Source organism: Thalassomonas sp. RHCl1, assembly GCF_947387555.1.
Lineage (GTDB): Bacteria > Pseudomonadota > Gammaproteobacteria > Enterobacterales > Alteromonadaceae > Thalassomonas.
Map to the genome: position 1 here is coordinate 1,172,937 of NZ_CANDNZ010000001.1, position 26,591 is coordinate 1,199,527.

Genomic DNA, 26,591 nt, shown 5'->3' on the forward strand with positions numbered 1-26,591 from the left:
TTTGCCGGTATTAATCACTGCCCCTGAGGGAATGTATTGCCGGACGGTTGATAAGCTGACGCAGCGGCCAATAGCAGGCAAACCAGCTAATGGTGGCGATTAAACTTAAGGTCAGGGCAAAAACCGGGATTAACTGTACCTGGAGGTAAGTTTCGAGTTCCTCGGGAAAGCCAAGGTATAAAAGCACTAATAAAATCATGCCTGTGATAATGCCGGTGACTAACGCCAGGGAGTTGTCCTTGATTATCATGGCGATCAGGGTTTTACGTTTGGCGCCTATGGCTAAGCGGGTGCCTATTTCAAAGCGGCGCATTTGCGTGCCGTAACTTAAAATGCCGTACAGTCCGATGGCTGCCAGGAAAAAGGTCAGCAGGGCCAATATGGCACTGGTGATTGCTGTGGTGTACTGGGTGAACAGCAAATTATCCCGGCGATCATCAAGGGAGGAAAGCTCAAACAGGCTATATTGGCTGGTGACCCCGGCGATGATTTCCGCTGCCTGCTGGCGTGAAAGCGTCTGCCCCGGTTTAAGTTTCAGCATTAAGCGCGTACCACCTAGGTGTGCGGCGGGGTAGGCACGCATTGGCATTTCGCTTCTGCCGGGTATAGTCATGCCTTTTACGACCCCGATAATAGTCGCTGCCGGATCGTCAGGACTGCCAAACGTGATTTGCATACCTATCGGGCTTTCATCTCCGGCCAGGTGTCTGGCATAGACATCATTGACCAGCATCACATCAACTTCATCGCTAATTTCTGTGTCGGTAAAAATACGCCCTTCAATCAGGGGCTGGTTAATAAGGTTGAAGTAGTTGTCGTCTACCGGCTTTGTTTCTACCACCAGGCGTTCATTGGTTGAGACTACTATCTGGGCCCAAATGCCAAAGCCACTGAGGGGAGAACCTGACTGGCTGATGGCTTCAACCTGCGGCAGTTGTGATAATTTTGTTTTCAGCTCCTGCATGATCACCTTGCGCTCTTCCCTTGACGGCGGTGTGGTTGTCGCCCCTGCCAGCACTAAGGTGGTGATGTTATTTGTCTCAAAACCTATCGGTTTTTCTATGGTATCAACGGCATCTTTAAACAGGCTGATATTGACAAAAACCAATGCGGTGACAATCGCCACCTGGCTGATAATCAGTAACTGGCGGACCTTGTGTGATACCTGGATACCGCTGCCTTTACCGCTTGATTGCAAGGTGGAATTTAGTGCCCGGTAATTGATCATATTGGCGCTTAATTTGGCAAAGAACAATGCCAGGACCAAAGTGATGGCAAGGGCGCAAAGCAGGGTAAAGCCGTTGAGGCTGAGTTCGTCAACTCTTGGCAGGCGTTGTGCCAGGAAATGTTGCATGATCTCAAAGCCGCCAAGGGCAATGACCAGGGCGATGATGATCGACAGTGCCATCAATAAACCCGACTCGGCAAATAAACCCTTAAATAACTGCTTTTTGCTTGCCCCTATCGCGGCATGAATCGCCAGTTGTCTTTGTTGCTCGGCGGTGCGGGACATGAATAAATTGGCAATATTGGCACAGGCGATAAGTACTAAACCGATAACCCCTGCCAATAACATATACACGGTATCCCGGTTATCCCCCAGGATCACCGACTGTAAGCTGGTGACTTTGCTGGTCAGGCTCCAGCCCTTGAAAAAATCCATGCCGGCGACATTTTCCTGCCAGACATCATTCATTAACGGCGTGAGTATCTGTTCTGCCTGGCTCAAGCTATGTTTGTCATTGAGTTTGCCGATAAACAACTGGGTATCGTTGATATTACTCCAGGATTTGCGCAGGTTTTCCGGAGCTTCGTTGAAATCCCAGGGCATAAATACCTGGCTGTTGAGGCCGGTAGTAAAGATTTGCGGTTCGATAAAGTCTTCGCTTAAGACTCCGATAATGCTGAAGCTGGTGCCGGAAAAACTGACTTTTTGCGATAAAATATCGGCATCGCCGGCAAATTCCTCTTGCCAGGTGCGGTAGCTCAGTATGGCCACCGGGTTGTTGGTGTTCAGGGCTTCGCTGTCTTCAAACTTGCGTCCAAGTGCCATATCAACCCCGAGCAGGTTAAACCACTCCGGGGTGATAAAGGCGGTTTTCATGGTCGGTTGTGCAGGGGAGCTGGTGAGGACATCTTCACCAAAATAGAGCAGGGCGCTTTCATCAAAGATGGCTTGCTTTTGATATAAATGCATTAAACTCGGGTAGGTAAACGCCTTGCCGACGCCTTCTTTATTGGCATCGATAAACTCTGAATCGACCCGGTATAAGCGCTCCTGATCCGGGTAGGGCAGGGGTTTGGCTATCAGCACATAAGCCAGGGTTAAGACACATAACAGCGCCCCCAGGGTGATGCCCATGGTGGTGATAACCGTGCCGACAAAGCCGGGCTTTTTGCGCAAACTGGCCCAGGCCTGTTTTTGCCGATAATACAATAAACTCATGCAGTCTCCTTATTGTTAAGCGCAGGCACTGGCCGTGATTAACATACAGCTGTCGGGTGATTTCCGTTGAGTGTCAATGGATGCCATCATATTGGCGTATAAGGCTAGTCTCATACCGCCTCCTTGATGTTAGCTCCCGGTGCAGGCGTGGTTAAAATACTGCCGTCGAGTAACTTCAGTTGAATGTTGGCCATGTTGGCGTAACGGGGATCATGGGTCACCATGCAGATGGTGGTACCGCTTTTATTTAACTGCTCCAAGGTATCCATGACCTGGTCGCCGCTTTTAGAGTCCAGGTTACCTGTGGGTTCATCCACCAGTAAAATTGCCGGTTTGGCCACTAATGCTCTGGCGATGGCGATACGTTGTTGCTGTCCCCCGGATAACTGGTTGGGTTTATGGCCGGTTCTGTGGGTCATATCTACCGCTTGCAGACATTCAGTTACCCGCTCAGTGATCGCCTGTTCAGACATTTTTTCACTGCTGTATCTTAGCGGCAGGGCGACATTATCAAAAACAGACAATTCATCAATTAAGTTAAACGACTGGAAAATAAAGCCTATTTTGGCATTTCTTATTTCTGCCGCCTGATCCAGGGACAAATCGGTCACATTAACACCTTCTATGGTATATTCGCCGCCGCTTGGCATGTCCAGCAAACCCAGGATGGAGAGCAGGGTTGACTTGCCGCAACCGGACGGACCGGAAATCGAGACATAGTCACCGGCGTAAATGGTCAGGTCGATGTTTTTCAGGGCATGGGTTTCCAGCTCTTCGGTTTCAAAAACCTTGGCTATGCCGCGCATTTGTATCTTTATCTCTTTATTGTTTTCTAAAGTACTGGTCATCACAAATGTCTTCCTCTGCTCATTCTGCTTGTTATTATGCCGGCAAAAATGCCGGCGTTATCTTGTTAGGGTATGTAAGGGTTACGATTTAATGCTTAAGGCATCGGTGCTCTTGGATAAGTTGGATAAATCCGAGACGATAAACTGTTCACCGGCTTTGGCACCTGAAAGAATCTGAATAAAACGTCCTGCCTGGTGGCCAAAGGTTACCGCCTGTAACTGGGCATTTTCCTGCTGCTGGTCTAAGCGGTATAACTTGCCGATATTGTTGGCTTTAACATTGGCCGGTCTTTTAATATAGGTGGCGTTTTTCAGGGTATCGGCAACGATTACGCCGTCAACTTTCAGTTGCGGGCGGGCACTGGCAGGCAGGTCTGCCGGCAGGGCAATTTCGATATTCACGGTATTGTTTTCCACTATCGGGTCGATGCGGGCGACTGTGCCGGTGATCTTGTCTCTACGGGTATCTATGATGGCGCTCTGGCCGACAACAATTTGCTGTGCCTGGCTTTGCGGCACCCGGATTAAGGCTATTAAGTCTGTTACTGAACCGATCAGGGCGATTTCCTGGCCTGCATCCAGGCTTTGTCCCAACTCTACCGATAAACGTTGTAATACCCCGTCAAAACCGGCTTTAACTTCAAGACGTGCCAGGCGGTCGCGGGCGATGTTAAGTTGTCCCTGTTGCTGTTTAACTCGCTCCTGCTCGATGTTGATGGCTTCCTGGTGTACCAGGCGTAATTGTTCGTTACGCTCGGTGGCAATGGCCATACGTTTTTTTAACTGCTGCTCGTTCAGTTGTGATTCCTGGAAGGTCAGTTGCGAAACTATCCCTTGTTTTACCAGTTTTTCTTCTGCCTGACGCTTTAAGGTCGCGGCTTCATAAAGGGCGGTGATCTCTGCCAGCGAGGCTGCTTCATTCAGGCGTTCACGCTGATTGGTCAGTTTGAGCTGTCTCAGGTTGGCCTGGATTTGGTTCAGCTCCTGTTCGGCATTTTCAACTTCCTGGATCAATTCCGGATTTTCCAGGCGTACGATGACGCTGTCGGCGGAAACGCGGGCACCGGGTTTTAATACGATTTCTTTTACCGTCGCCCGGGTTAAGGTGGTGATCAATTGCTGCTTATCCGAGGTTAAGTTACCATATCCTTCGATCAGTACTTCCAGATCTCCTTGCTGAACCTGCTCAACCAAAATGTCGTTGCGCAGTACCGAGACCGAACTTCTTGCTTGTTTGGCCCAAACAGCCAACAGTACCAGCAGTCCAAAAAGGGCGGCGGCCAAGATGTATTTGTTTTTATAAAAAGGAGTTGTCTTTTTCTTTATTTTTATAGTGTCCATAGTAACGTATGCTTATCCTGTTTTTGATAACCATAGATTAGCTAATTCCGTGCCAAGTTTTATTTCTCTTTAATATCAGTGTCTTGTGTGTTTTGCTTCACTTTGAGGCCGGAGTTTAGTCCGATATCGGACCGCTGCGGGTCCGGTATCGAAAATGAAGGCGACAAAGCAAAAACTTGGCGCAGAGGCAAGCGTCCTGTCAGCCGCCAACACGGTGGCAGAAGAATATCTCCGGTTAATTCTCCTTTAAGAGAATAAGTGGTGGTAACTTACTTAAAAATAATGTTATTAATAGCGGCCTTTTTGTTTTCTGCTTAGGTGAAATGTAGTTGCTATGAAGTCATCGATAACAGGTAAGCTGGTGCTGTTGGCGTTTATTGCCGTTTCTTTGATGGGTATGGTGCCGGTATTGGTTAAATTGACGGCGGCCAACGAGGTGGTGATCGGCATTATGCGCCTGTTTATTGCCGGTAGCGGTATTTTATTTTTGATGCTGCTCAATAGAAGTGCCGGTCATTTGAAGCGGCTAACCCGCCAGGATTTGTTGTACCTAGTGTTGCTCGGCCTGGTATTTGCCCTGCACTGGTATAGTTATTTTTATGCCATCAAAAGCGCCAGTCCAAGCTTGGCCGCCATAGGGGTTTCTACCTTTGGAATTCAATTATTATTTTTAAATGCATTGATATTTAAAGAGAAGATAAAAAAATTAGATCTTATTGCCATCTTTATCGCCTTTACCGGTGTACTGCTGGCAACAAGCGGGATCGCCAGCCAGGGCAGCATGGGGTTAGGCTTTATCGCCAGTATTTTCAGCGGGCTGCTTTATGCCCTGCTTGCGGTGATCAACCGAAAGTCCAATCATTTATCTACCCAGCAAAAAGCCCTGGGACAGTTTGGTTTTGCCCTGTTATGTTTTAGTTTTTTTATTCCTCAGGGCAATTTTCAGCTGGAAACTGGTGACTGGGGAATTTTGCTGGTATTAGGCATTGTTTGTACGCTGGCTGCCCATACCTTATGGATCAAGGCTTCCGCCGAGCTGCCGGGCAATTTAACCGCGATTATTTATTATTTCTATTTGCCGGTGGCGATTGGTTTGAGTGCCGTATTTACCCATGATGTCCTGAGCTGGCAAAAGCTGACCGGCGCAGGATTGATTATTTTCGCCAACATTATGGTGTTGTTGGTGCATAAAAAATAACATCCCCGACTGCGGCTGTGAGCGGATGACTATGCATAGGCTCACAGCCGGGAGCAATCTTCCGGGTTTATGTCATTTTTTGTTTATTGCTGTGCCTGGTTTGTTCAAGGACAGCAGAGGTAAGTGTCAGTGCAGAGCAGAAAATTACCCTGCCTCTGCCCGCTGATTTTGCCTCATATAAGGCCTGGTCTGCCTGTTTGAGCAAGTAGCGATAATCCAGAGCTAAGGGCAGCTGAGAGAAGTCTTCCCATAGGGCAGCCCCGATACTGACGCTGACAATTTTTCCTGTGTTCATTGGGTGGGGAATTGCCAGTTTGGCTACAGCGGCCAGCATTTTTTTACAGATATGCTCAGCACCAGATCTGTTGGTATGGCTGAGCACGATAACAAATTCTTCTCCGCCATAGCGGGCAACCATATCATGGCTGCGGTGAATGCAGCTGTCAATTGCCAGGGCGATGCGGGTTAAGGCCAGATCTCCCTCCTGATGTCCTGACAAGTCATTATATTGTTTAAAGTGGTCAATATCACACATGATCAATGCCAGCGGCGAGCGGGTGCGCTGCATTTGCTGCCATTGCTTTTGAACATGATCTTCAAAGGCTCTTCTGTTGGCGATGCCGGTCAGCGAGTCTACCAGGGACAATTCGATCAGTAATTGCTGCTGGTTATTGGCCAGTTCAACCAGGCGGTTAAATTGCTCGGTGGCGGTATTAAACTCGTCAATATTAAAATGGCTCAGTATCGGGGACAGCTCATTGCGCCGGGCCATTTTCTTCATATGTTTGATGGTATTTTCCAGGTGACGGACAAAATAGCGGTTGATGATGAAAAATCCGGATAAGGCAAAAGTTATCAATAACGCCAAGACAAAGAAAAATTGCCTGTCTATCAGGGGCATTTGGCTGCTGCTTTCATGGGTAATGGTCAGCAGGGCCACCGGATGGTTATGGTCGTCGCTTAAGATGCGCTGGTGGCGGTTACTGTGGCCGTAGCCGTTAATGTCTTGTGCCAGATCGCTAATGCCGGTGGCGGGATGATCATAGGGTAGTATTTGGGTTTCAACCTGCAGGTTTATAAATTTAGCAATATCATCAAAATGCTGTTTCCGCAATTTGTGGATGATAAGCATAATGCCTATGTTTTCCCCGCTGAGATCTGAATTGCGCAACTGGGTGGATGAAAATGCGATAGGACCGTGTTTGCTGGCTAGCAGGCCGCTGAGGTGGGGAACCCCGTGGTATTGCTCTTTCGGGTAAATATATTTGTTTTTCGGCCATTTTTTTAAATTAAAAATATCTAATTTAAAGGGCTGTCCGCTGATATGATCTAAGGTTTTTTCATAGATAATGTTGAACTGGTTATCAAGATAAAAAATACCGTCATATTTAAGGGTGGTAAAGGAAATATCTTGGTAATTTTCCTCTAAAAAGGCTGCATTGGGGGAGCGCATAAAGTGATAATTGCTGTCCCAGACGGCATAATCAAAATTGAGCAGGTTAAAATATGATATCTCCCTTTGTATCGCCTGGCGTAAGGTTTCCAGCTCCCGCTGATGCAGCAGGGATGTGGCATGATGAAAGCGCGGTATTTCAACGAAGTAGCGATAGGCAAGTAAGGCTAAGGTCAGTACAGTAATTAATATTATCAGGTAAGAAGATAATATTGTTTTTAGTTTCATTGACGGTGGCCACCTCGATAAAGGGTTATCTTAAGTTGTTCCATCAATTAAGCCGTTATCAGGCAAAGATACTTGCCATGATCTTGTTGCTAAACTCTCGTTGCTAAAGAATAGCGCATAATAACCGGACGGGAGTTCCTTACCGTTACTTTTCTGATGAGTCAACGGCCTTTTGCTTGCGCCGGTCCAGCCAAACGTTACCGGGTAAGTACCATAGCCGGGGATGCAAGCTTAGCCTACAATTTAACAGGGCGGGTATTTGCCTTAATTGTTTCTACCTGCCGATAAATGCCCTGCAACAGTATTGGCGTATATTAATTATGACCATGGCCTGAACCAGATGTTAGCTAAGCTAAGTCAGAACCCTAAAATTAAACGCGCGAGAAAGCGTTTAATTTATTATGCCTGGACCGGATTTATCGCGAACCTTATCGGCGGCATTTTAATTTATCTGAGCACTTTTTTTGGTTTGGTGGCGCAGTCGATACACCTGATTAATGCCCTGACGCTTTATGCCATTTTTTTCTATACCTGGGTGATTTTAACCATAGCCACCAGGGAGACGATAACCCGGCGGTTTTCACAAAAAATATTAATGGTGCAAATTGCCAACAGCGGTGTGCTGTTGTTTGTTGTCCTGGTTTTTTATCCGGAAATAAAAACCACGATTTTAGTGCTGTGGATCATGGCATTTGCCTTCACCTTTTCTTTTGGCACCCTGAAGCAGTCGGTGATGTTGAGTGTTTTAATTTTTGTTTTTTATGTTATCTCCTTAGCGGTTTCCGGTTTTTTTAATAAAAATGCCCAGGAAGTCATATCGGAGCTGATTTTTTTATGTGCCTTTATTCCCACCTGTGCCTTTATTTCTTATGTCGGGGCCAAACTAAAGAAACAGCGGGACAATACCCAAAAAGCCAAGTTGCAACTTGAAGAGGCCTTAAAGGTTGCGGCGGCAGCCAATGAATCAAAAAGTGCCTTTTTGGCCAATATGAGCCATGAAATTCGCACCCCGATGAATGCCATTATCAATTTGTCCTATTTATGCCTGCAAAGTGACCTCGGCGCCCGGCAGCGTAACTATGTTGAGAAGGTAAATAAGTCGGCCAAGTCCTTATTGCAGATCATCAATGACATCCTGGACTTTTCCAAGGTTGAAGCGGGTAAATTACACATAGAACAAGCGGACTTTTCCCTTGATGAAATGCTGGCGCATCTGGCGGTGATTGAAGTGCCGAAAAACAAAAGAAAAAGACTGCAGCTGATTTTTGATGTCCAGCCGGGTACACCGATTTTGCTCAGCGGTGACTTGGTGCGTATTAATCAGGTGTTGTTTAATCTGCTCAGTAATGCCATCAAGTTTACTAAAAGCGGCCGAATCGTATTGTCTATCCGGGTACTTCAATGGCAGAAAGAGCAGGTGGTGATTAAGTTTATGGTCCAGGATTCGGGCATAGGCATGGCTCAGGAGGTGGCGGATAAGATGTTTGAACCCTTTAGCCAGGCAGATACTTCCACCACCCGGGTTTTTGGCGGCACAGGTTTGGGTTTAGTGATCTGCAAGCAATTGACCGAACTGATGGGAGGGCGGTTTGAACTGTTAAGTGAGCCGGGCAGGGGCACGCGGGCCAGTGCCACTTTGCCGGTAGGCTTGGCTGCCAGGCCGATGCCGCAGCAATCAACGCCGGCCACCAATAAGCAGGTATTAGTGTCGGCCGAGGATGATATCGCCTTAAGTGCGATTGAACATACCTTAGCCGCTTTTGCCGTCTCTGTGACCGGGCGTTCATCGCTGGACTTTGACCTTGATATGATGGCCGAGGTGAATGTGATCATGATAGATGAGTCATGTCCGCAAACAGCAATTGCGGTATTTTTTAACCGCTGGGTGCAATTACATCAAAAAAGCATGACAGTTATTTATGTTTCCGATCAGGAGGGATTACCGCCTGAGCTGTTGAAATATCCGCTGCGCCATCTGCAAAAACCTGTCTACTTTAGCAATTTTTGTGATGTGTTATCCGGGGCGGATAAAGCCAGGGGAGGACAGGGTAATGAACATCAGCAGCAGTTTATCTTGTCGGCGAACCTATATCAGCAAGTGGGTAAACAACGTATTTTACTGGCGGAAGATAATGAGTTGAATCAGGAGATCATTAGCGATTTATTGGCGGACAGCGGTTGTGAGCTGCATATGGTTGAAAATGGCCGGCAGGTGCTTGATTTGCTTGAGCACCAGGAAATAGATGTGATCCTCATGGATATCCAGATGCCGGTACTGGATGGCATCGAAGCCACCCGGCTTATCCGGGCAGCGCCAAAATGGCGGCATATTCCTATTATCGCCCTCACCGCCAGCGCTATTAAAAATGACATGGAGCAGGGCCTGGCCATAGGTATGAATGAGTATTTAACCAAACCTGTTATTCCGAAAAAACTGTTTGCGGCTTTAATGCGTTGTTGTACCCCAAAGACAGAAACTCATGACCTGGAGCATTTTGATTTTTTTCCTAAAGGTGCAGGAGACAGGCAAAGCACGATATCTATGGCGCAAGGGGATGAAGCGGAGGTAAGGGCAATGCCCGGGGGCAATGACGAACAAGTAGTGGCAGAAAATAGCTCCCGGACCGTTGACTTTCCAGGCCTGAATATCAAGGCGGCACTGAGAACCTGTAACGGCAAAGAAGCGTTATTTAAAAAACTGATTGCCGGCTTTGCAGATAAATTTTCCGGTATTGATGATGATATCAAACAGGCGCTGGCGCAGGGAGACAGCGAGCAGGCCAAACATTTAGTCCATAATCTCAGCGGCATATCCGCCAATATCGGTGCTCTGGCCCTTGCTAAAGTTGCCGCCGGCATAGAAAAAGACCTGGCGCTCACAGGGGGCGTTAGCGGGCCCTTTCCTGAAAGCCTTAGCGGAGAATTACAGCAGGTACTGCACTCAATAAGGCGCTATTTAGATAACGGGGTTTAGTGAGCGCTTTGTGTTTGAGGCAGCTCGATAGTCACCTTGACCCCCCGGTCGCTATTGTTTTCCAGTTTAATACTGCCCTGATGCTGCTCGATAATGTTGCGGCAAAAGGTTAAGCCAATTCCCTGGCCATTTTGCTTGGTGGTAAATAAAGGCACAAACAGGTTATCCAGGTTGGCAAAACCGTGACCGTTATCGATAAGCTGTATCTGGTTTTTGCCGTTGATGGCTTTAAAACTTAACTTGATGCTGTCGCTGCCGGCTTCAATGGAGTTTTTGATCAGGTTAATTAATACCTGCTCCAAAAAGGCCTGATCTGCCGCCAGCCATTGCAGCTTGCTGTCAAACTCCAGGCCATTCCCGGCATACAAGCCGCTGAGGCGTTCGGTTAACTCAAGGACACTGATTTGCCTGATATCCAGGTTCATTTTCTGCGACAGGGAGGAATAACGGCTGATAAAGTCCTGTAAGTGATGACAACGCTCCGAGATCAGGGCAAGGGCTTTTTGATCCCGCTCGGATGTGGTCCGCCCCGCCAGGCTTTCTGCCAGTGAAGATACCGGGGTTAATGAATTGCGGATTTCATGCCCCATGACCCGGATAATTTGCTGCCACGCCGTTAACTGGCTGGCCCGCAGCGCCGAGGTGATGTTGGTAAAGACCAGCAACTGGTGGGCTTCGCCGGCATCGATAAACTCACTGTGGCTGATTTGCCACTGCTGGTTTTCCCCTTCAAGTTGCCAGCCCTGGTCGTTTTTGCTCAGTCCCAACATCTTGGCGGATGCCAGGCGGTACATCTGCCAGGGCTGATCATAGAGCAGGGTGAAGGCGCCGTTGGCATAGGTAAGCTTGTTTCTTTCATTAAACACCAGGATAGGGGTGTCGAGCTGGTCGATAAGCTGATAAATCAAAAAAGCATGCTGGTCGTAACGTAGTTTTTTCGTCGACAGGTATTCGCTTAATGCGGTCAATTCCCGGTGAAAGGCGCCGACGTTGCCGGCAGGAAAGTCGCACTTGGCGTACTGGTTATAGTCTTCCATACGCACCGCTTCGATATGCAGCAGTGCCCGGTCAAAGGTGGCCATTAAACGCTTGCGAAAATGTAAAATCGCCAGCATCAGGCCAAAAGCCGCTAACCCCGTGGTGAGGCTAAGATGCCAGGTAGACCAGTCGAACTGAGCCAGTAACAGGTACAACAGCAGGATAAACAAACCGGCAAAAATGCTGAGTCTGCGCAAGATATAGGCTTCCAGGGTTTTGCTTTTGAACATTCTTTTACTGGCTCTTTGTGCTCTTTCTTTGTTATTGGGACCGGCGTGCCTTGCCCTTAGCTTTGCAGATCGGGATATTTCTCCAGCCTACGGTACATGGACGACTTGGTTAATCCCAATAAGGCCGCGGCCTTGGCGATATGGTTGTCGTTTGCTGCCAGCGCCTGTTTGATCAGCTTTCGCTCTGCCTGCTCTAAGGTCATCATCGGCAAGGCTCCGGCGGCGGTTTGCGTGTTTAAATGCAAATCGCTGAGTTGGAGTTCATCGTGCCGGGTTAATAATACCGCCCGCTCCATTAAATGACTCAATTCCCGGATATTGCCGGGCCAGTGATATTCTAGCAATGCCTGCTGGGCATCTGTACTGATATTAATAGCAGGTTTTTGATATTTGCCCGCCGCAGTTTTAACAAAGTGCTGTGCCAGCGGAATAATGTCCTGCTCACGTTCGCGCAGCGACGGCACGCGAAATTCCAGGGTATTGAGGCGGTAAAACAAATCTTCCCTGAATTCTTCGTTGGCGATAAGTTTACTAAAATCGCCGTTGGATGCGCTCACCAGGCGGATATTGGTTTGCTGGGTCTGACTGGAACCTAATACTTCATATTCGCCGGATTCCAGTACCCGCAGTAATTTCGCCTGCTGGGAAAGGGGGATATTGGCGATTTCATCAAGGAACAAAGTACCGTCTTTGGCCAGCTCAAAGCGGCCGATACGGTTTGACTTGGCATCGGTAAAAGCGCCTTTGGTATGGCCGAACATCTCACTTTCAAACAGATTTTCGGAAATCGCCCCCATGTTGACGCTGATAAAAGGGCCCGACTGCACATTGGATAGTTGGTGGATATATTTGGCCAGCTGGCTCTTACCGGTGCCGTTATCGCCGGTGAGTAAAATAGTGACATCGGTTTGAGCAACGCTTTCTATCTGGCGCATCAGTTCCTGCATGCAGGGGGAGCGCCAGACGTAGTCGTCGCTTTTTTCCGGTTCCAGTCTTTGCTGTAATTTCTGGTTTTGTACTTTGAGCCCGGTCAGGGTCAGCTGGTGTTCGATAACCTGCAATAAGCGCTGGTTTTTCCAGGGTTTCTCAAGGAAGTCACCGGCGCCGAGCTGCATTGCTTTTACCGCCAGTTCAACATTGGACCAGGCGGTCATGGCCACCGCCGGAATATTGCCCGCTGCTTTGGCCAGCCAGGATAAGAAGTCCAGGCCTTCATCTCCCGAGGTGGTATCGAGGGAATAGTTCATATCCAGCAGGATCAAATCCACTTTGGAGTCTTGAATGATTTCTTTCGCTTGATAAGGGCTTTCCGCTTCCAGCACCTGATAACCATTGTCTTCGAGTACGAAACTGGCGCTTAACCGGATATCGGGCCTGTCGTCTACCACTAAAATACAAGCTTTGCTCATTTTTACTCCGTTAATATTAAATTTACGCAAATACCGCGGCGATAGTAAGGGGTACAGTCAAGGAAAACAAGTGAAAACTAAGTCTGTTGGGCTCAAGTCGTTTTATTGCCAATGCTCGTTATTAACGCAATTTAGTGGGCCAGTATCCTTTCCCGAGAAAGTGCTTAGCTATTTGGAAGTTTAACGGTATGAGCGCTGAAAAGATTACGTTTCCGTGTTAGGGGGGGAGTGAATTTAATAACAGTTATGTACTGATATTTAAGAGGTTTTTAGTGACGAAATAACTCCTGAAATTCATCTTGATATAATGACGTTTTGCTGTTGATTTAACCAGTGAAATAGTCTTTTATTAATAGTGTTACCCACCCAAAAAAGGAGCTCACATTTCACTGTCTTTGATTGAATAGGTGTTGCCGCAACAGCCGTCACTACTGCTGTTAGCGCGCAGCAATAAAAGCCGTAACTAAGTCGCAACCCCTGAGTGCAACGAACACTCAGAGGTCGCTAACCACAACGAACTTCACAGGAGTACGCCATGGCTGAATATCATCATACGCCAGAGCCAGTCTCGGCAAAAGTAAAATATCCCATTTATCGGCAACTTACCGTACAGGAAACGGTTTGCAACACAGCGTCGAAAACCCGTGGCATAGGCATTAATTATGTACCCGTCAAGCTTGAACCCTGCATGGTGCTCAGGGGCAAGTGGCTGCGGCGGGCGGGTTTTGCTGTCGGGCAAAAGGTCAGTATTGAGGTAAATCAGGGAGAAATTCACATCATACCTAAACAAACTGGTACCGTTCTCAATAAAACCAGTTAACTGAGGAGTAAACCCCAGGCTTTTTTAGCCATAAGACGTTAAGCTGCTGCGCTTAAAACAGGCGCAGCAGTGATACAGGCAAGGCTAATTTACCGTGGCAATTGCTGCTTCGATGCGTTGCTCGCATAAAGTCGTGCCGGGCAGGGTATAACAGTAATCCCCTGCATCGCTTAAGCTGGTCTTTTGCTGCTGTCGCTCCGCCAATCGGGCGATCAGCGGATCTTTTTGCGCATCTGTCTCCGCCACCGCCAAAAAGGCATTGATATTTTCAATTTCGTCATCGACAAAATCCTGATACACCCTTAGCCGTTCGGACAACTCCCGGTAGCGCTGGCTGAAAGTTGGCACGCCGGCGTAAGCGAGATCGTAATGGCCGGATTTTTCATAACTGGCGGTATCAAACTTGATGGGATTTAAATAATCATCGGTGAGGTCGTTGGCATAGTCGCCGCCGTCGAGCAGGTAGTTGAAAATACTTTCGGCGTAGTCAATGCAGGCGTCCATATTGTCTGTTTTACAATATTTGGTGCTGCCTCCCTGGGTCAGTTGTGCCAGTTTCGGGGTCATGCCGCCGTCGGTGTTGACCTGTATGCTGTAGACGGCGTTTTTTGTCGCCTCATAAAACTCTTTGGTTTTGGTGAAGGTTTTGCTGAAAAACAGGAACTTGACCTTGATTTTGGTTTGGTACCATTCGTATTCGCTGCGGCTGTTAAAGTGTATTTTGGCGGTAACATACAAATTGGAGCCGAGCTGGACATTATGAATAAAGCTGTCGCCGCATTTGTTCCTGACCGCTACCGGATCGCTTGCCAGCTGGTTCGTGATGTCGTCTTTGGTACGGCGGTTTTCAAAGTTATAACTGCCTTTGTTGTAGTTTAATTCGATCACCGAGGCGGCGCTGGTACTGTTTTTGGTGACTTTACGGCGCATGGAAAACTTTGCCGAACCGCCGAAAATCACCAGGTTGATGCCGCCTTTGACGCTGCCGGCGATGGTATTGATCATAGTATCTGACTGATAACCCCCCTGATAGCTGAGCTGGCCCTGGGTGCCGCCCTGGTAAACCCAGTCGCCGTCGAGGCAGCTGTCCAGGGGCATAGTCAGGGATTCTTCAAAGCCTGCGCCGAGCACTTCCTTGTCTGTGCCCAGGGAGTAGTAGGTATTGGCATAGCTGTGAAATGAAAATAGTAAGAAGATGAAAATCAGTGATTTTTTCATTTTATCTGTCCTTTTTAAGCATTTTTCTGCGCCGCGCTTTTAAAGTCAAAAGCAGAATTTTGCGCTAGAAATAAAAAAGGGCGCCAGGCGCCCTAAAAATATTGCATTAACTTCAACAAGTTAACTTTTACTCGGCAAAAGCAGTGCCGTAGCTTGACAGTACCTGGCCGCAAGGCAGCCAGGCCATCACGCCGGTAACCGGATCTTCGGCATCAACAAAGGCCGGGGCCCAGCCGAGGTTGCGGTAGCCTAAAGACACGGTATTGTCTTCGACGCCGAAGTTGGCGGTGGCTTCCCGGGCGCCTTCACACTGGAAGTACTTGGTGAGGTTGCCGGCTTCGACATTGAGGTCGCTTAAGCTGTAGTCCTGGATACAGGAGACGCCGCTGGCACCGCAGGTATTGAGATAATTATCCCAGTTGTCGGCACAGGCGGTACCGTAAGGGTTATCCCGACACATCAGGGCATATTCGTTATAAACCCAGGCGTTATCATAGGCCGCCTGTTTCACCGCTTCTGCCTTGGCTTTTTGTTCGTCCGTCATCCAGCTGGAGTACTTGGCCAGCACAGAGCGGGCCCTGTGCTCGTTGCTGACAGATTTCTTGAACTGATCTTCAAGCCAGATGGTGCGGTAGGTGGTTTCAAAGCGGATTTCCTGATCTTCCGAGTCGAGTTTGCGCACGTCAATCGAGCTTACCCCGTAAGGCACGGCTTTATAACGCACGACATTGTAGTCGGACAGGGCATTGAACTGGTTGCCAAAATCGTCTTTGGCATAATTGACCGCCTGCTCGAACATGGTAAAACAGGGCTCATAGTTATCCAGAGAACAGGAAATGATGTTGTTGGGGATCACGCTCAGCAGCTGCTTGGGATCGCCGCCTTTTTGCAATGCCCGTACCGTGATACGCACGCTTTTTTTCAGGTCTTCGTCGATATAGTTCAGCTTGCCGTCGACACTGATACCGATATTGCCGGCACCGTAACTTACCCCGAGATAGCCGCCGATATCACTTTTATGCTGCTCGCTCAGGTATTCGATTTTCATGTTTACCAGCAGCTGGGCACCGTATTCGATTTCGGTAATAAAGGAATCACCGGCAAGGTTCATCAACTGTCCCTGGTACTGGTTGGCTAACGTATCGCCCACCGGAGTCAGGGTAAAACCGACATTTTCATCTAAAGGTTTTAATACCCGCTTTTTCGGCGTTAACGCTGCCTGGAAAGTATAGGTATTGGAAAACTCGGTGGATGACATTTCTTTGGCGATATGTCCGCCGGCATTGACCCGTACTACAGGGAAGGACACGCCAACATCGACATTACCGTTGAGCTGGCGCAACACTTCGTCATAGGAAGCGTTGTTGATCAGCTCAAACTGCACCTGGGTATTACCTAAGGTTTCCACCACCTGGCCTGCGACTGGCTGGACATTTAAAATTTCCATCTTGTCGCTGTTATAGGCGGTGCCGAGAATAACGTGGTCATTCATCAAACCGGTAATTTCACTTTGAAAGGCGGCACTGGCGGCAACGGTTTGCGCCTTGGCCATCACTTTCAGATCAGATTTTTCTGCTGCCTGTCCGGAAAAGCAAATGCCGGCGGCCATTAATGCACTTATGGGTAATAAATTTGATTTCATGGTTGCACCTGCTTATTTAATGTAGATTAGGTAATCTTCAACTTCACCGGAATCTATCTCTTTACACGCGTCAGAGTTTCCGCCCAAATAATCCATGGTCACCCGCATCTTGGTCAGACCGGAAACCGTGCCCGCAGGCGGCGTCACAGTTAGCGTCTTCGCCTGGTTGGATACCCCGGGGTTATAGGTTTCGCTGGCATCAAGGAAGTCGCCGTCCTGGTTCCAGTCGATAAATACATGCCAGGTTTCCGGGTAGGTGTCTGCGCCGGTAAAGCCCGGGGTCAGGGTCAGCTGGTAATCGCGGTCTTTGTAGATGCGCGCTGCCTGGCCGACAAAGTTACTGTAAAAGTCCGCTCCTGAACTGTTGGTTAAGTCGGAGAAGCTGACTTCTTTAATAAACTCATAGTCCTTGGTTCTGGCCTGGGTGGTGCAGTATTGGTTGATGGACGGCGTAACCAGCAAAGCGCTGACGGAGTAATCCGACGGGATCTGGTTACAGCTGTCGTTTAAACTGGTGCCAGCGTACCAGCGTTTCGGGTTGGCGCTATCTTCATCGCCAAAGGTCAGGTATTTGGCATCGGACCTTAATGCGCCGTCCTTATAGAGAAAGACGTTTTTTAAATCCGCGAGTTTTTGCTCGTTGGAAACCGGCGTGGTCGGGTCGAAAATATTGTCCGCGACTTCCAGCAACAAGCCGGAATAACATTTTTCCAGCCACTGGTAGCGGCCAAGCGCTTCGGCGGGGGTTAATACGTCTTTAGACTCAAAAACCGTCGATTCGGCCATCGCCGCCGGGGTGTAAAGCCCGGAGAGTACTGCCAGGGCAGCACCGGTAAATAGTGTTTTAATCATTGTCTTATATCCTTATAATTCAAGCCATTTACGATCATAAACTGTGACTCTTCCCTGGGTTTCCAGCTCGCGGTCGCGGCAGTAATCGCCGATAGGATTGCGGTTACAGTAAGATACCGAATCTGCCAGGATGAAGGAGTTGAACAGGGCGTTTTGACGGATTTCTTCCAGCGTGGTTTTATGGGCACTGGAAAGTTCAGTGGCATAATAATTGAGCAGGTTGTCCGCACGGCGGTGGTCCATGATGGCAGTTACCCAGTCTTCACCCATGTTTTTCGTCGCCAGCTTGGTGAGAATGGTTTTTGACGGGTACAAATCGTCCGGTACCAAAGTATTCAGGCCCGGGCCGGATTTGCGGTAGCCCTGGGTGAAAATCTTGGAGACATTGTATTTATCCAAAGTGTCGAACTGGTTGACATAGTCGGTTTTGATATAGTTGATGGCGTTTTCGAAAATATCAAAACACGGCGTCGGATTTTCCATGGTACAGCTGACCAGCTGATCCGGAATAACCGTCAGCAGGCGGTTGGGATCGCCACCCATTTGCGTGGCGGATACCGTCACCTTGATGTTGCGTTTCACGTCATTGTCGACTTTTTCCAGCTGACCGCTGACACTGACTTTGCCGACCCAGTCAACATCAAGCTGGCCGCCCCATTTGACTTTGTCCTCGTCGTTTTTATATTCGAACTTGAGGTTGATCATTACCTGCGAGCCGTATTCGATGGCGGACACAAACTCATTGCCCACTCCTTCAAACTTATCGCCGGGATTGGCGGTAGTAATGTCGACCGCGGCCTGGGTTGGCTGGTAGCCGGTATCGTCATCGGGGATCAGCATTTTTTTCTTGGGCTTGACCGATAAAAACAGGGTATAGGTACCTGTGTAGTTATCGGCGGCATTTTGCTTGGCATAGCTGGCGCCGACGCCAACTTTGACCGCAGGTACGTCCAGCTGGGCGCCAAGGTTGCCGTCAAGCATATTGGCCAGCTGGTTGTAGCTCATGTCAACGCCGACGACAAAGTCGAGCTCGGTATTGCCATAGGTTTCATCAACGGTGCCGGTGACACTTTGCAGGGCATAAAAGCCGTTTTTTTCACTGTGATAGGCGGTGCCTAAGGTGATGGTGTCGTTTTCCGGTCCGGGGATTTCAGAAAAGGGTGAGATGGCCTGGCTTTCCTTGGTCGTCTCTTGTGCGGCTAATGCCTGGCTTGAAAGTACCGATAAGCCTATTGCACAAAATGCTTTAGCCAGGGGCTTCATTTTTAATATCATAATAGGATCCTTTTTTATGATGACGCATCAATTTCAGGGTGAAAAAAGGTAGCGCTGCAAGCAACGCTACTCTTTGACAAGTCTGTAATTATGCGGGTGGGCTGTTATTTCAGGCTGTTGATGTAGTCAGTTTTCCATTTCTCATCAAGACGCTCGAGGATCTCTTCAGAGCTTTCACGGATATACTGATCTTTGTAGTTGTGCTCGTCCTGAGTGCTCAGGTCGCCCAGTAAGGTATGGCCGGCGAACATGCCCAGGTAGCTGCCTTCGGCAATATTGGCGCCTTCCATTGGCTCAAGTTTAAGGTTGTAAACCTTATCGTTATACTTCTCTCTTTCTACCATAGTGATCAACGCCGAGCCGGTTTCGGTCAACACGCGGTCGCCTTCTTCAAGCTCTTTCGCCCAGACGATACCTTTGTTGGAGGTAGATACCGGGTGAGTTTCCGTGACCAGCAGCTCCTGGCCGTTGGCCTGGGTGATGCGGATCATTTGCAGCGCTTCGATACCGATAGAAACATCAACCACTTTCATTGGCTGGGCCGTGGCCGGGTTGTTCGCTACCGCACCTTTAACCATGTCGCCGGCTAAAATCTTCTCGATAGGACGTTGCTTGCCGTCGGCCATAGTGATCATAGTGCCTTTGGCCAAACAGCTGTAACCTAACTTGATTTTAGGCAGTACCGGGCTGTAGTAGTTGCCGAAACGGGTCGCCGCTTCCGAGGTGATGGACACCTGGAACGGCTGGGCGGCACCGCCGCGGCCATGGTTGAAATAAGGCCAGCCGCTGGCAGCAAAGGTGATGTACCAGTTGGCTTCGGCGATGTTGGAGAATAACTTGGCATTACCGAAACGGCCTTCGTCACGTGGAATGTTCCAGCGTAAGATGGTTTCTTTAGAGCCGTCCGGGTTGGTGACCACTTCCGGGGCCGAAATATAGTCCGAGAAGTTTTTGATGCTATTGTCCAGGCCCAGGTAGCTTTGCTTGGTCGCGCCGCCGTAGTTACCTTCCTGCAGGTAGATGTTGGTGAGTTCATCTACGCCGTTGGGGCGGTTTTCCGGTGCCAGATCCGTCGGGTAAATTTCGGCAATTTCATGCGGAATACGGATTTCGCCGTCAAACGGAATGTTAACATCTGTGATCTCGTTGGGATCTAAGTATTGATCCGCGGCATAGTCACAATCGGCATGGTTACGGTTCAGACAGACCTTGATCACGCCGTCGGTGTTAACATCCACCGGGGCTTTTGGCGTATAGGTAGGCTTGCCGTCGCTTAACACTGTGACCGAAGACAGGGTTTTACCGCCGTCCTTAGCTGAAGCTGCCTGGGGATAAAGGCTGTCGATATGATCCCAGGAGAAAGGATATTCGGTATATTTAAGCGCCGAAGTGATGGTGCCGTCGGCGGCTTCCGTTTCCACATAAGAGCTGGCATAGATGGTTTCCAGGTTAGGGAACTGCTGTTTCAGCGTGCTCAAACGCACCTGGGAAGTGGCCAGGGTATTTTTACCGTCTAAGACGTTAAAGGTAGAGCCCATAGGCGCCAGGGTGTTGCCGTTGCCGTCTTCAAGCAATAAGTCAATATAGGTTTGCTTGGTGCCGCCGTATACCGAGCTTTTTGCCCGGATCAGCAGGTAAGGTTCATTATTGTCTTCAGAAACACCGACATTGTATTCCAGGAATAAATGGGCATTTTTGATCAGGTCCAGTTGTGTTTCATCAATGGCGGTATTGATCTCGTAGGTTTTGCCGCTAAGGGCTTTTTGTTTCAACTGCTGCGTTTTCTGGACATCCAGGGTTTTGTGCAGCTGTGGAAACAGGGCTGAGTCTTTACCCGCCTGCGCCAGTCTTTGCTTGACCAGCTTATAGTGGCTCGGGTTGGTCATGTCCAGGCGGCGCACACCGTCTTCATTACGCTCGACCTGGATTTTCTGTGCCGGGTCGGCGATGGTGATCGGCGACAAGGTCGCCCCCGTGCTTGCTTGCAGGTTGTGACTGACCGCCAAAGCCAGCGCCATAGGCATTAACACTTTCAAATACGTTTTTTTCATCTCTTTTTCCTTCCTTGATTGCTATTAATTGCGAGTTAGTTTTTTATTATTTCGACTAGGTAGTCTTCAATTTCCCCGCTACCACTGGTAACTGAGCTGGTGTAATCCGAGCAGGGGTTGATTGAACCTGTTCTGCTCGAAGCGTAATATTGCAATATCCGCATACGGGTATGGGTAGTACCGGTTCGGATTTTTTCTCCGGGCAGACGGAAAGTGCCGCTGACCGAGCCGTTGCCGTTAAGTCCCGAGGTTTGATCAAATTCCTCAATCAGCAATTCACTCTTGTCATTGACCCAGTCGCCATCGCCGAATTGGCCGTCGCCGTTCAGATCTATCCAGACATGGTAGTTTTCGGCATATTTGTCTGCGGTCGGGTAACCGGCTTCTATGGTAAAGGCGATATCCTGGCCCACCGTCAAACTGATGGCCTGATCCGGGTTGTGTACCTCAGCACTCTGGCTGCTGCCGGTGGTAAAGCTGGTACCGCCGAAGGTTACCTTGTTGATGTACTCATAGTCGGTGACACCGGTTGCCTGGCAATATTCCACCGGGGCGCTGGGTTGTAATTTCACCGATACCGAAGTTTCAACCGTTTTTAATACCCAGTCGTTCTCTTCCCGGTAGGTGATTTTTAGCGTTGCGGTATAGGTACCTGCGCTGGCATAGGTATGGCTGGTGTCTGTACCATAAGGGACCCAATTTTGCCTTTTCGTTGCGCCGTCGCCGAACACCCAGGCCAGATCTGCTTTACTCCAGTAGGCATCATCCGGGCGTGTGCTGGTATTGTTGAAACTGACGTCATAGCTGCCGTCGGCATTTTCCGTGACGCTGTAATCAAAGCTTGGACGGTATTCGTTGCTGCCGATCACCACATCCTGCTCGACGGATTTGCCGCCGGGGTTGTCATCGTTGGTGATGGTCAGACGTACCTTATAGGTGCCGTCAGCCGCATAGGTATGGGTCCAGTCTTTTAATGCCGTGGTGGTGGAATCGCCAAACTCCCACAATACCGTGGAGCCTTCGGGCATCAAGCTCTGGTCGGTTGTGACCGTGACTTGTTTGCCGTTGATGATCGGCGTAAACAGCGGCGTGGTAGTGGTGGTAAAGTTGATGGTTTGCGCCCAGCTGGCGATTTGCTGGTTATTGCTGTCATAAGCCTTGAGGCTGACATCATAACTGCCGGATTTCTCATACTTGTGTACCGGAGACTTGTCGTGGCCGGTTAACGAGCCGTCGCCGAAATCCCAGTCCCAGCTGTGGATGCGGGCATCATTGGTGCTGTTGCTAAACGTCACCTGGTTGGCGATGTTTTGCTGCGGCTGTACGGTAATGCTCGGCGGGTTGGGGTTGTCGGAAATAACCAGGTCGTAGTCTTCCGCTTCTCCCAAGGAGAACTGGCCGCAGGCGGTTTTTAAGATATCAAAGGACACCGCGACCCGGGCCCTGAAGACATCGCCGACATTGCCCGAGACCGAAATGCTGCGGGTGACACTGTTGGTGTCGGTGGCATTGATCACCAGTTCGTCGGTTTTGTGGAACAGGCCGTCGTTGTTTTTATCCACCCACATTTTAAAGTCTTTGGAGACATTATTGGTGGACTCGACATTACCGGCATTGATGGTGACATTAAAGCTGCTGCCGTCCTGGATGCTGACCGGGTTGGCGGTGTAGTCGCTGTAGCCGCTGGCGCCGCTGGCCTGGGTTACGCCGTTGATGGTGACTGAGCCGACATAATAGCGGTCGAAACTGCCGCCGGAAGCCGAGCAATAATCATCGGCCACCGTGATTGGCAAGGTAAAGGTGTCTTTCTCCCCCGAGGATAACCGGGTAGCGGTTAAGCTGACATCATAGGTGCCGGCCGCGGGAAAGCTGTGGCTCGGGGTTTTCTGGGTTGAGGTTTGGTTGTTATGGCCAAAATTCCATAACCAGGAATAACCCGAGTTGTTGCTGACGTTGTTGCCGTTAAAGCGTGAGCTGTTGGTGAAGTTATAATCGAGAAACTTCATGCTGTGGCCAAAATCACTTTCCAGGCCGCTGTTAACCTTTAAGGTGATACCGACCAGGGCAAAAGCTTTACGGATATGGTTTTTCAGCTCAGTTGTGCTCCAGTAGGTTTTATCCGCCTTGGTGATGTCCTCATTGCTCATCAAATTGGCCAGGGTGGATGCCTGCTGCATGACACAGTCGGCGGCATGCTCATAGCTGGAGTTGGCCAACCAGCATTTTTTATTGGCGTTGGCAAAGGCGATAAAGGCAAACTTGGTATTCCAGGGACTGGTTTCTCCCTGCTCGGCATCAAACTGCATGGTTGCCAGGCGGTGGAAAGCCTTGTTGAAAACCCCGGCGCCGTAATGGGCTTCGGTGGAGGTTTCATAATCATAGACATGGGCGATGGACTTGCCGTCTTGTGTCGGCTCGTCCATATAGCGTAATGCCTGGCCGTCCGGCTGATAGGACTCGAAATTGCTGAGCCAGTCGTTTTGCCCGTACAAATAAAACTCTGCCGCGGCGCCGGACATATCGGAAAAGGCTTCGTTAATGGCACGGGCCTGGCCGGTGATCATCTGCTTTTCTGAGCCTGTGCCGTATTCGGCGGTGAAGCCGTGGGCGATTTCATGGGCGACCACATCCAGGGCCACCATAGGGTAAAACAGGTAGTCGCCGTCGCCGTAATAGATTTCACCGTTTTCATAAAAGGCTTGATCCATATTCTGGCCATAGTGGACATTTTGGATCACCGGCTGATTGATAAAAGGTTTTTGTTCCAGGTAGGCCTGGTACATCAAGCTGGTGATCTGGCCGTGGTGATGGGCATCATTAAGCGGCGATTTCGCGGTGTTGATGGTTTTATGATCATTACGGTTGGAATTGGTGCAGTCATAACTGAAGGGGTTATTGACGGCATTCACCGCCCCCTGGTAATCCCGGGTTTCAACATTGTACAGATCCTGGCTGTCGGCATTGCTGGTGACAAAGTAACAGGTATCTGAGTTGCCGTTATTTTCCTTGCGGACAACAAAAGTGCTTGGCGGATAGCTGGCGTAGCCGGACTCGCGATAATCGTCTTTAACATTTTTTAAATTACCGGAAGGGCCGCTGCCGCCCTCTATGGTTGCCCGGTGCAGGACATCAAATTTATCCAGCAAGTCACCTTTGGCGACATCGACAAATGCCAGCACTTTTTCCGGGCGGCTGTCGTTATTGACGACATCGGTGAAGAAGCTGAATTTATAGGCCAGTTTGGCGGTATTGTTTTTATCCAGGTAAATCACGACTTCGGCGGACTGGTTCCTGAATACCCGGGCTTCATCGCTATAGTGTTTGGCGATAAACTGCTCCAGCTGTATTTGGTTGTTTTCCTGTGACACGGCGGGCAGCTTAGGCAGATCTTTTTCGATGCCCTTAAGCAGGCTGCCATAGCTTTGGCTGACTTTACCCTGTTCATCGAGCAGCATCACCACTTGCTGGTTCCAGACTTCAAACCCCAGGTAGCTTTGCTGGTAGGTTAAAAACTGTTGCTGTTCATCGGCTGTTTCAGCGATTAAAGTCAGCTTGCTTTGGCCGCTGGTGTCCAGGATATTATTAAGGCGTGTGGTTAATGCCTTGGCCTGTTGCTGCGGCGTTGCTTTTTGCAACAGGTTTTTGTCGGATGATTTGTTAATCCCGGCGAGAGCCGCGGGGTTGTTGAAATAGGATACAGGTTCAGCGGCCATCGATAAGCTACTGGTTAAACCGAGAGATACAGCGAGCATGACTTTACTGTAACTGTTCATAATACCTCCAATGTTTGACTTGAGCATGATTTAATCCGGTGTGACCTGCTTGCCCTCAAAAAAGCCTTACGGCACTTTGATGGTGTACATACCCGCCGGGTAAATATCCTCAAAATATAATTAACATGCACAGAAGATTAAGGCGGGTATAACGAGTCCCTTGCCTTCACATTCAACCAAGAATGTTCCGGCTCTTCCTGCACGACTTCCTGTCGATTAGCGTCAGATACAATAAATGTGCTTAGTTACAAAGCGTTTACAATACTATGACGTGTCGGACTATACGATTCGATCAAAAAAAATACAATACGCGAAAATCAACATGGCTTGAATTTGACCTTTTAGTCAGGTTTTATTTGTGACAGTTAGCCCAGTAGTGGGACGGGATGGGCTCAAGACCAATATAATTAGGCGTTTTCACTCGATTGGCTGAAAAAGTGTGACTGATACGGCTAGATGTTATCGTTAAAAATTAGCCTGCATAGCTAATATTAAGCCAGTTATTTGTCCAGAGCTCTCATGTAACAAAATATTTCCACTGAAACATTTTTTTGACGGAGAAATTGCTAATATTTTGATAGGAAAAAGGACTCTTACCTGGAGGAGTTTGGCTATAGCGGGCAAGATCGCACTTTGCTTTATCTTGATAGTAAAGCGCCGGTGCCATCAGGGGGAGCTTCCGCAAGGTGTTCTACGCTGAGGAATAACCCGGTTTTAGAGTTTCAAGCTGAGATCTTGAGACAGCAGATATCAGCCTGAGATAAAGGCAGGGGGAAAACTATCAAGGTGATGACAGATCTTGGCTCTGCTGACTGGCGGCTAGCAGAGCCAAGATCTGTAAGATGAGTTTGTTTTATCTGCGGATAAACTCACCGGCTTTTTCGTACAGTAACTGACACTCTTCCGGCACCAGGTCTTCGATGTTGATAAAAGCATGTATCATGTCTTCAAAATGGTGATGAGAGATGTCAGCCCCTGCCTGCTCTAGCGCCTCGGCATAGGCCTGGCCTTCGTCCCGTAAAGGATCGAATTCAGCGGTAAATATCAGGGTTTTAGGCAAATCAGCGGTGATTAAACCGTGTAAGGGGGAATAATGTTTCCGGTTTTCTCCCTGCTGAAAATAATGATCAAAATACCAGGCGATTTTTTCTCTTTCCAGCAGGTAACCCCGGCCATTGCTGGTGATGGAAGGCATGGCCATGGTGTAATCCACGCAGGGATAGATCAGGATTTGTTTATCGATCCTGACCCTTTTTTCAACCTGGTTTTGCATTGCCAGTACCGTGCAGATACTGCCGCCGGCGCTGTCCCCGGCAATGATCAGCTCAGAAGTATAAGCAACCTCGGTTAATACCTCCCGAAAATGGCTTAATACCGACCAGCAGGCATAAATGCCTTCGGGAAAGGGATGCTCTGGCGCCAACGGATATTCTACCGAAATGACAATGCTATGGCCGGCTAGCGCCAGCTTACGGCACATGGCATCGTAGAGTTCGACACTGCCGCACATATGACCGCCGCCGTGAAAGTAGATCACCACAGGTAAGCTTTCATCCGGTGCCGGGCTGTAAACCCTGACAGCTGTTTCTCCCTGCTCTGATCGGATTATTTTGTCCCGGCTATAACCTATGTCGGGAATACGGGTATTAAATTGTGCCAGGTTATTTAAGTTGGTACGCACCAGCTCCGGGGTGGGGATAATATTATCGGCTTTGGCCTGGGCGATCAGGCGGTTAACTTCCGTTAAAAAAGGCTGGAGTTTTTGTGATACCTGTTTATCCATCTTGCTCTATCC

The 26,591-nt window shown here is 49.0% G+C and carries 16 protein-coding genes; 3 read left to right on the forward strand and 13 right to left on the reverse strand.

Annotation, left to right across the window (positions count from 1 at the left end):
• Positions 1-10: 10 nt before the first annotated feature.
• From QL234_RS05185 to QL234_RS05195, 3 genes are all read right to left on the reverse strand, one after another.
• Positions 11-2,446: an ABC transporter permease gene (locus tag QL234_RS05185; protein ID WP_281556766.1), complete on the reverse strand. Its 2,436-nt coding sequence runs from the start codon at positions 2,444-2,446 to the stop codon at positions 11-13.
• Between the two features lie 110 nt (positions 2,447-2,556).
• Positions 2,557-3,294, reverse strand: coding sequence for an ABC transporter ATP-binding protein (locus QL234_RS05190; protein WP_281556767.1), 738 nt, complete (start codon positions 3,292-3,294; stop codon positions 2,557-2,559).
• A gap of 81 nt (positions 3,295-3,375) precedes the next feature.
• Positions 3,376-4,635, reverse strand: a complete 1,260-nt coding sequence (locus QL234_RS05195; protein WP_281556768.1) for an HlyD family efflux transporter periplasmic adaptor subunit — start codon at positions 4,633-4,635, stop codon at positions 3,376-3,378.
• A 334-nt stretch (positions 4,636-4,969) separates the two neighbouring features.
• On the opposite strand from QL234_RS05195, the gene QL234_RS05200 reads away from it, so the two are divergent.
• The gene (locus QL234_RS05200; RefSeq protein WP_281556769.1) at positions 4,970-5,833 is read left to right on the forward strand and encodes a DMT family transporter; all 864 of its coding nucleotides are present in this window, start codon (positions 4,970-4,972) and stop codon (positions 5,831-5,833) included.
• Positions 5,834-5,900: 67 nt separating this feature from the next.
• Here the strand turns inward: QL234_RS05200 and QL234_RS05205 are convergent, their stop codons facing one another.
• On the reverse strand, positions 5,901-7,514 hold the full coding sequence (locus tag QL234_RS05205; RefSeq protein ID WP_281556770.1) for a diguanylate cyclase: 1,614 nt from the start codon (positions 7,512-7,514) through the stop codon (positions 5,901-5,903).
• Positions 7,515-7,818: 304 nt separating this feature from the next.
• Between QL234_RS05205 and QL234_RS05210 the strand changes: the two genes are divergently transcribed.
• Positions 7,819-10,488 (forward strand): ATP-binding protein, encoded by a 2,670-nt coding sequence (locus QL234_RS05210; RefSeq protein ID WP_281556771.1) that lies wholly within the window; start codon positions 7,819-7,821, stop codon positions 10,486-10,488.
• On the opposite strand, the gene QL234_RS05215 is transcribed toward QL234_RS05210, so the two are convergent.
• Together QL234_RS05215 and QL234_RS05220 are read right to left on the reverse strand one after the other, a co-directional pair.
• Positions 10,485-11,756, reverse strand: a complete 1,272-nt coding sequence (locus QL234_RS05215; protein ID WP_281556772.1) for a HAMP domain-containing sensor histidine kinase — start codon at positions 11,754-11,756, stop codon at positions 10,485-10,487. The genes QL234_RS05210 and QL234_RS05215 overlap by 4 nt on opposite strands.
• A gap of 56 nt (positions 11,757-11,812) precedes the next feature.
• Positions 11,813-13,165 (reverse strand): sigma-54 dependent transcriptional regulator, encoded by a 1,353-nt coding sequence (locus QL234_RS05220; protein ID WP_281556773.1) that lies wholly within the window; start codon positions 13,163-13,165, stop codon positions 11,813-11,815.
• Between the two features lie 535 nt (positions 13,166-13,700).
• On the opposite strand from QL234_RS05220, the gene QL234_RS05225 reads away from it, so the two are divergent.
• On the forward strand, positions 13,701-13,985 hold the full coding sequence (locus QL234_RS05225; protein ID WP_281556774.1) for a SymE family type I addiction module toxin: 285 nt from the start codon (positions 13,701-13,703) through the stop codon (positions 13,983-13,985).
• Between the two features lie 84 nt (positions 13,986-14,069).
• Here QL234_RS05225 and QL234_RS05230 read toward each other — a convergent pair whose 3' ends face one another.
• The 7 genes from QL234_RS05230 to QL234_RS05260 all read right to left on the reverse strand — a co-directional run bounded on the left by QL234_RS05230 (position 14,070) and on the right by QL234_RS05260 (position 26,579).
• Complete coding sequence (locus QL234_RS05230; protein ID WP_281556775.1) at positions 14,070-15,203, reverse strand: hypothetical protein; 1,134 nt, start codon at positions 15,201-15,203, stop codon at positions 14,070-14,072.
• A 127-nt stretch (positions 15,204-15,330) separates the two neighbouring features.
• Complete coding sequence (locus QL234_RS05235) at positions 15,331-16,845, reverse strand: hypothetical protein (protein ID WP_281556776.1); 1,515 nt, start codon at positions 16,843-16,845, stop codon at positions 15,331-15,333.
• A gap of 12 nt (positions 16,846-16,857) precedes the next feature.
• On the reverse strand, positions 16,858-17,697 hold the full coding sequence (locus tag QL234_RS05240; protein WP_281556777.1) for a GEVED domain-containing protein: 840 nt from the start codon (positions 17,695-17,697) through the stop codon (positions 16,858-16,860).
• 12 nt (positions 17,698-17,709) lie between these two features.
• Positions 17,710-18,972, reverse strand: coding sequence for a hypothetical protein (locus QL234_RS05245; RefSeq protein ID WP_044830856.1), 1,263 nt, complete (start codon positions 18,970-18,972; stop codon positions 17,710-17,712).
• A gap of 104 nt (positions 18,973-19,076) precedes the next feature.
• Positions 19,077-21,023, reverse strand: a complete 1,947-nt coding sequence (locus QL234_RS05250; RefSeq protein WP_281556778.1) for a Hint domain-containing protein — start codon at positions 21,021-21,023, stop codon at positions 19,077-19,079.
• Between the two features lie 35 nt (positions 21,024-21,058).
• Complete coding sequence (locus QL234_RS05255) at positions 21,059-24,796, reverse strand: PKD domain-containing protein (RefSeq protein ID WP_281556779.1); 3,738 nt, start codon at positions 24,794-24,796, stop codon at positions 21,059-21,061.
• Positions 24,797-25,649: 853 nt separating this feature from the next.
• Positions 25,650-26,579, reverse strand: a complete 930-nt coding sequence (locus QL234_RS05260; RefSeq protein ID WP_281556780.1) for an alpha/beta hydrolase — start codon at positions 26,577-26,579, stop codon at positions 25,650-25,652.
• Between the last annotated feature and the right edge of the window lie 12 nt (positions 26,580-26,591).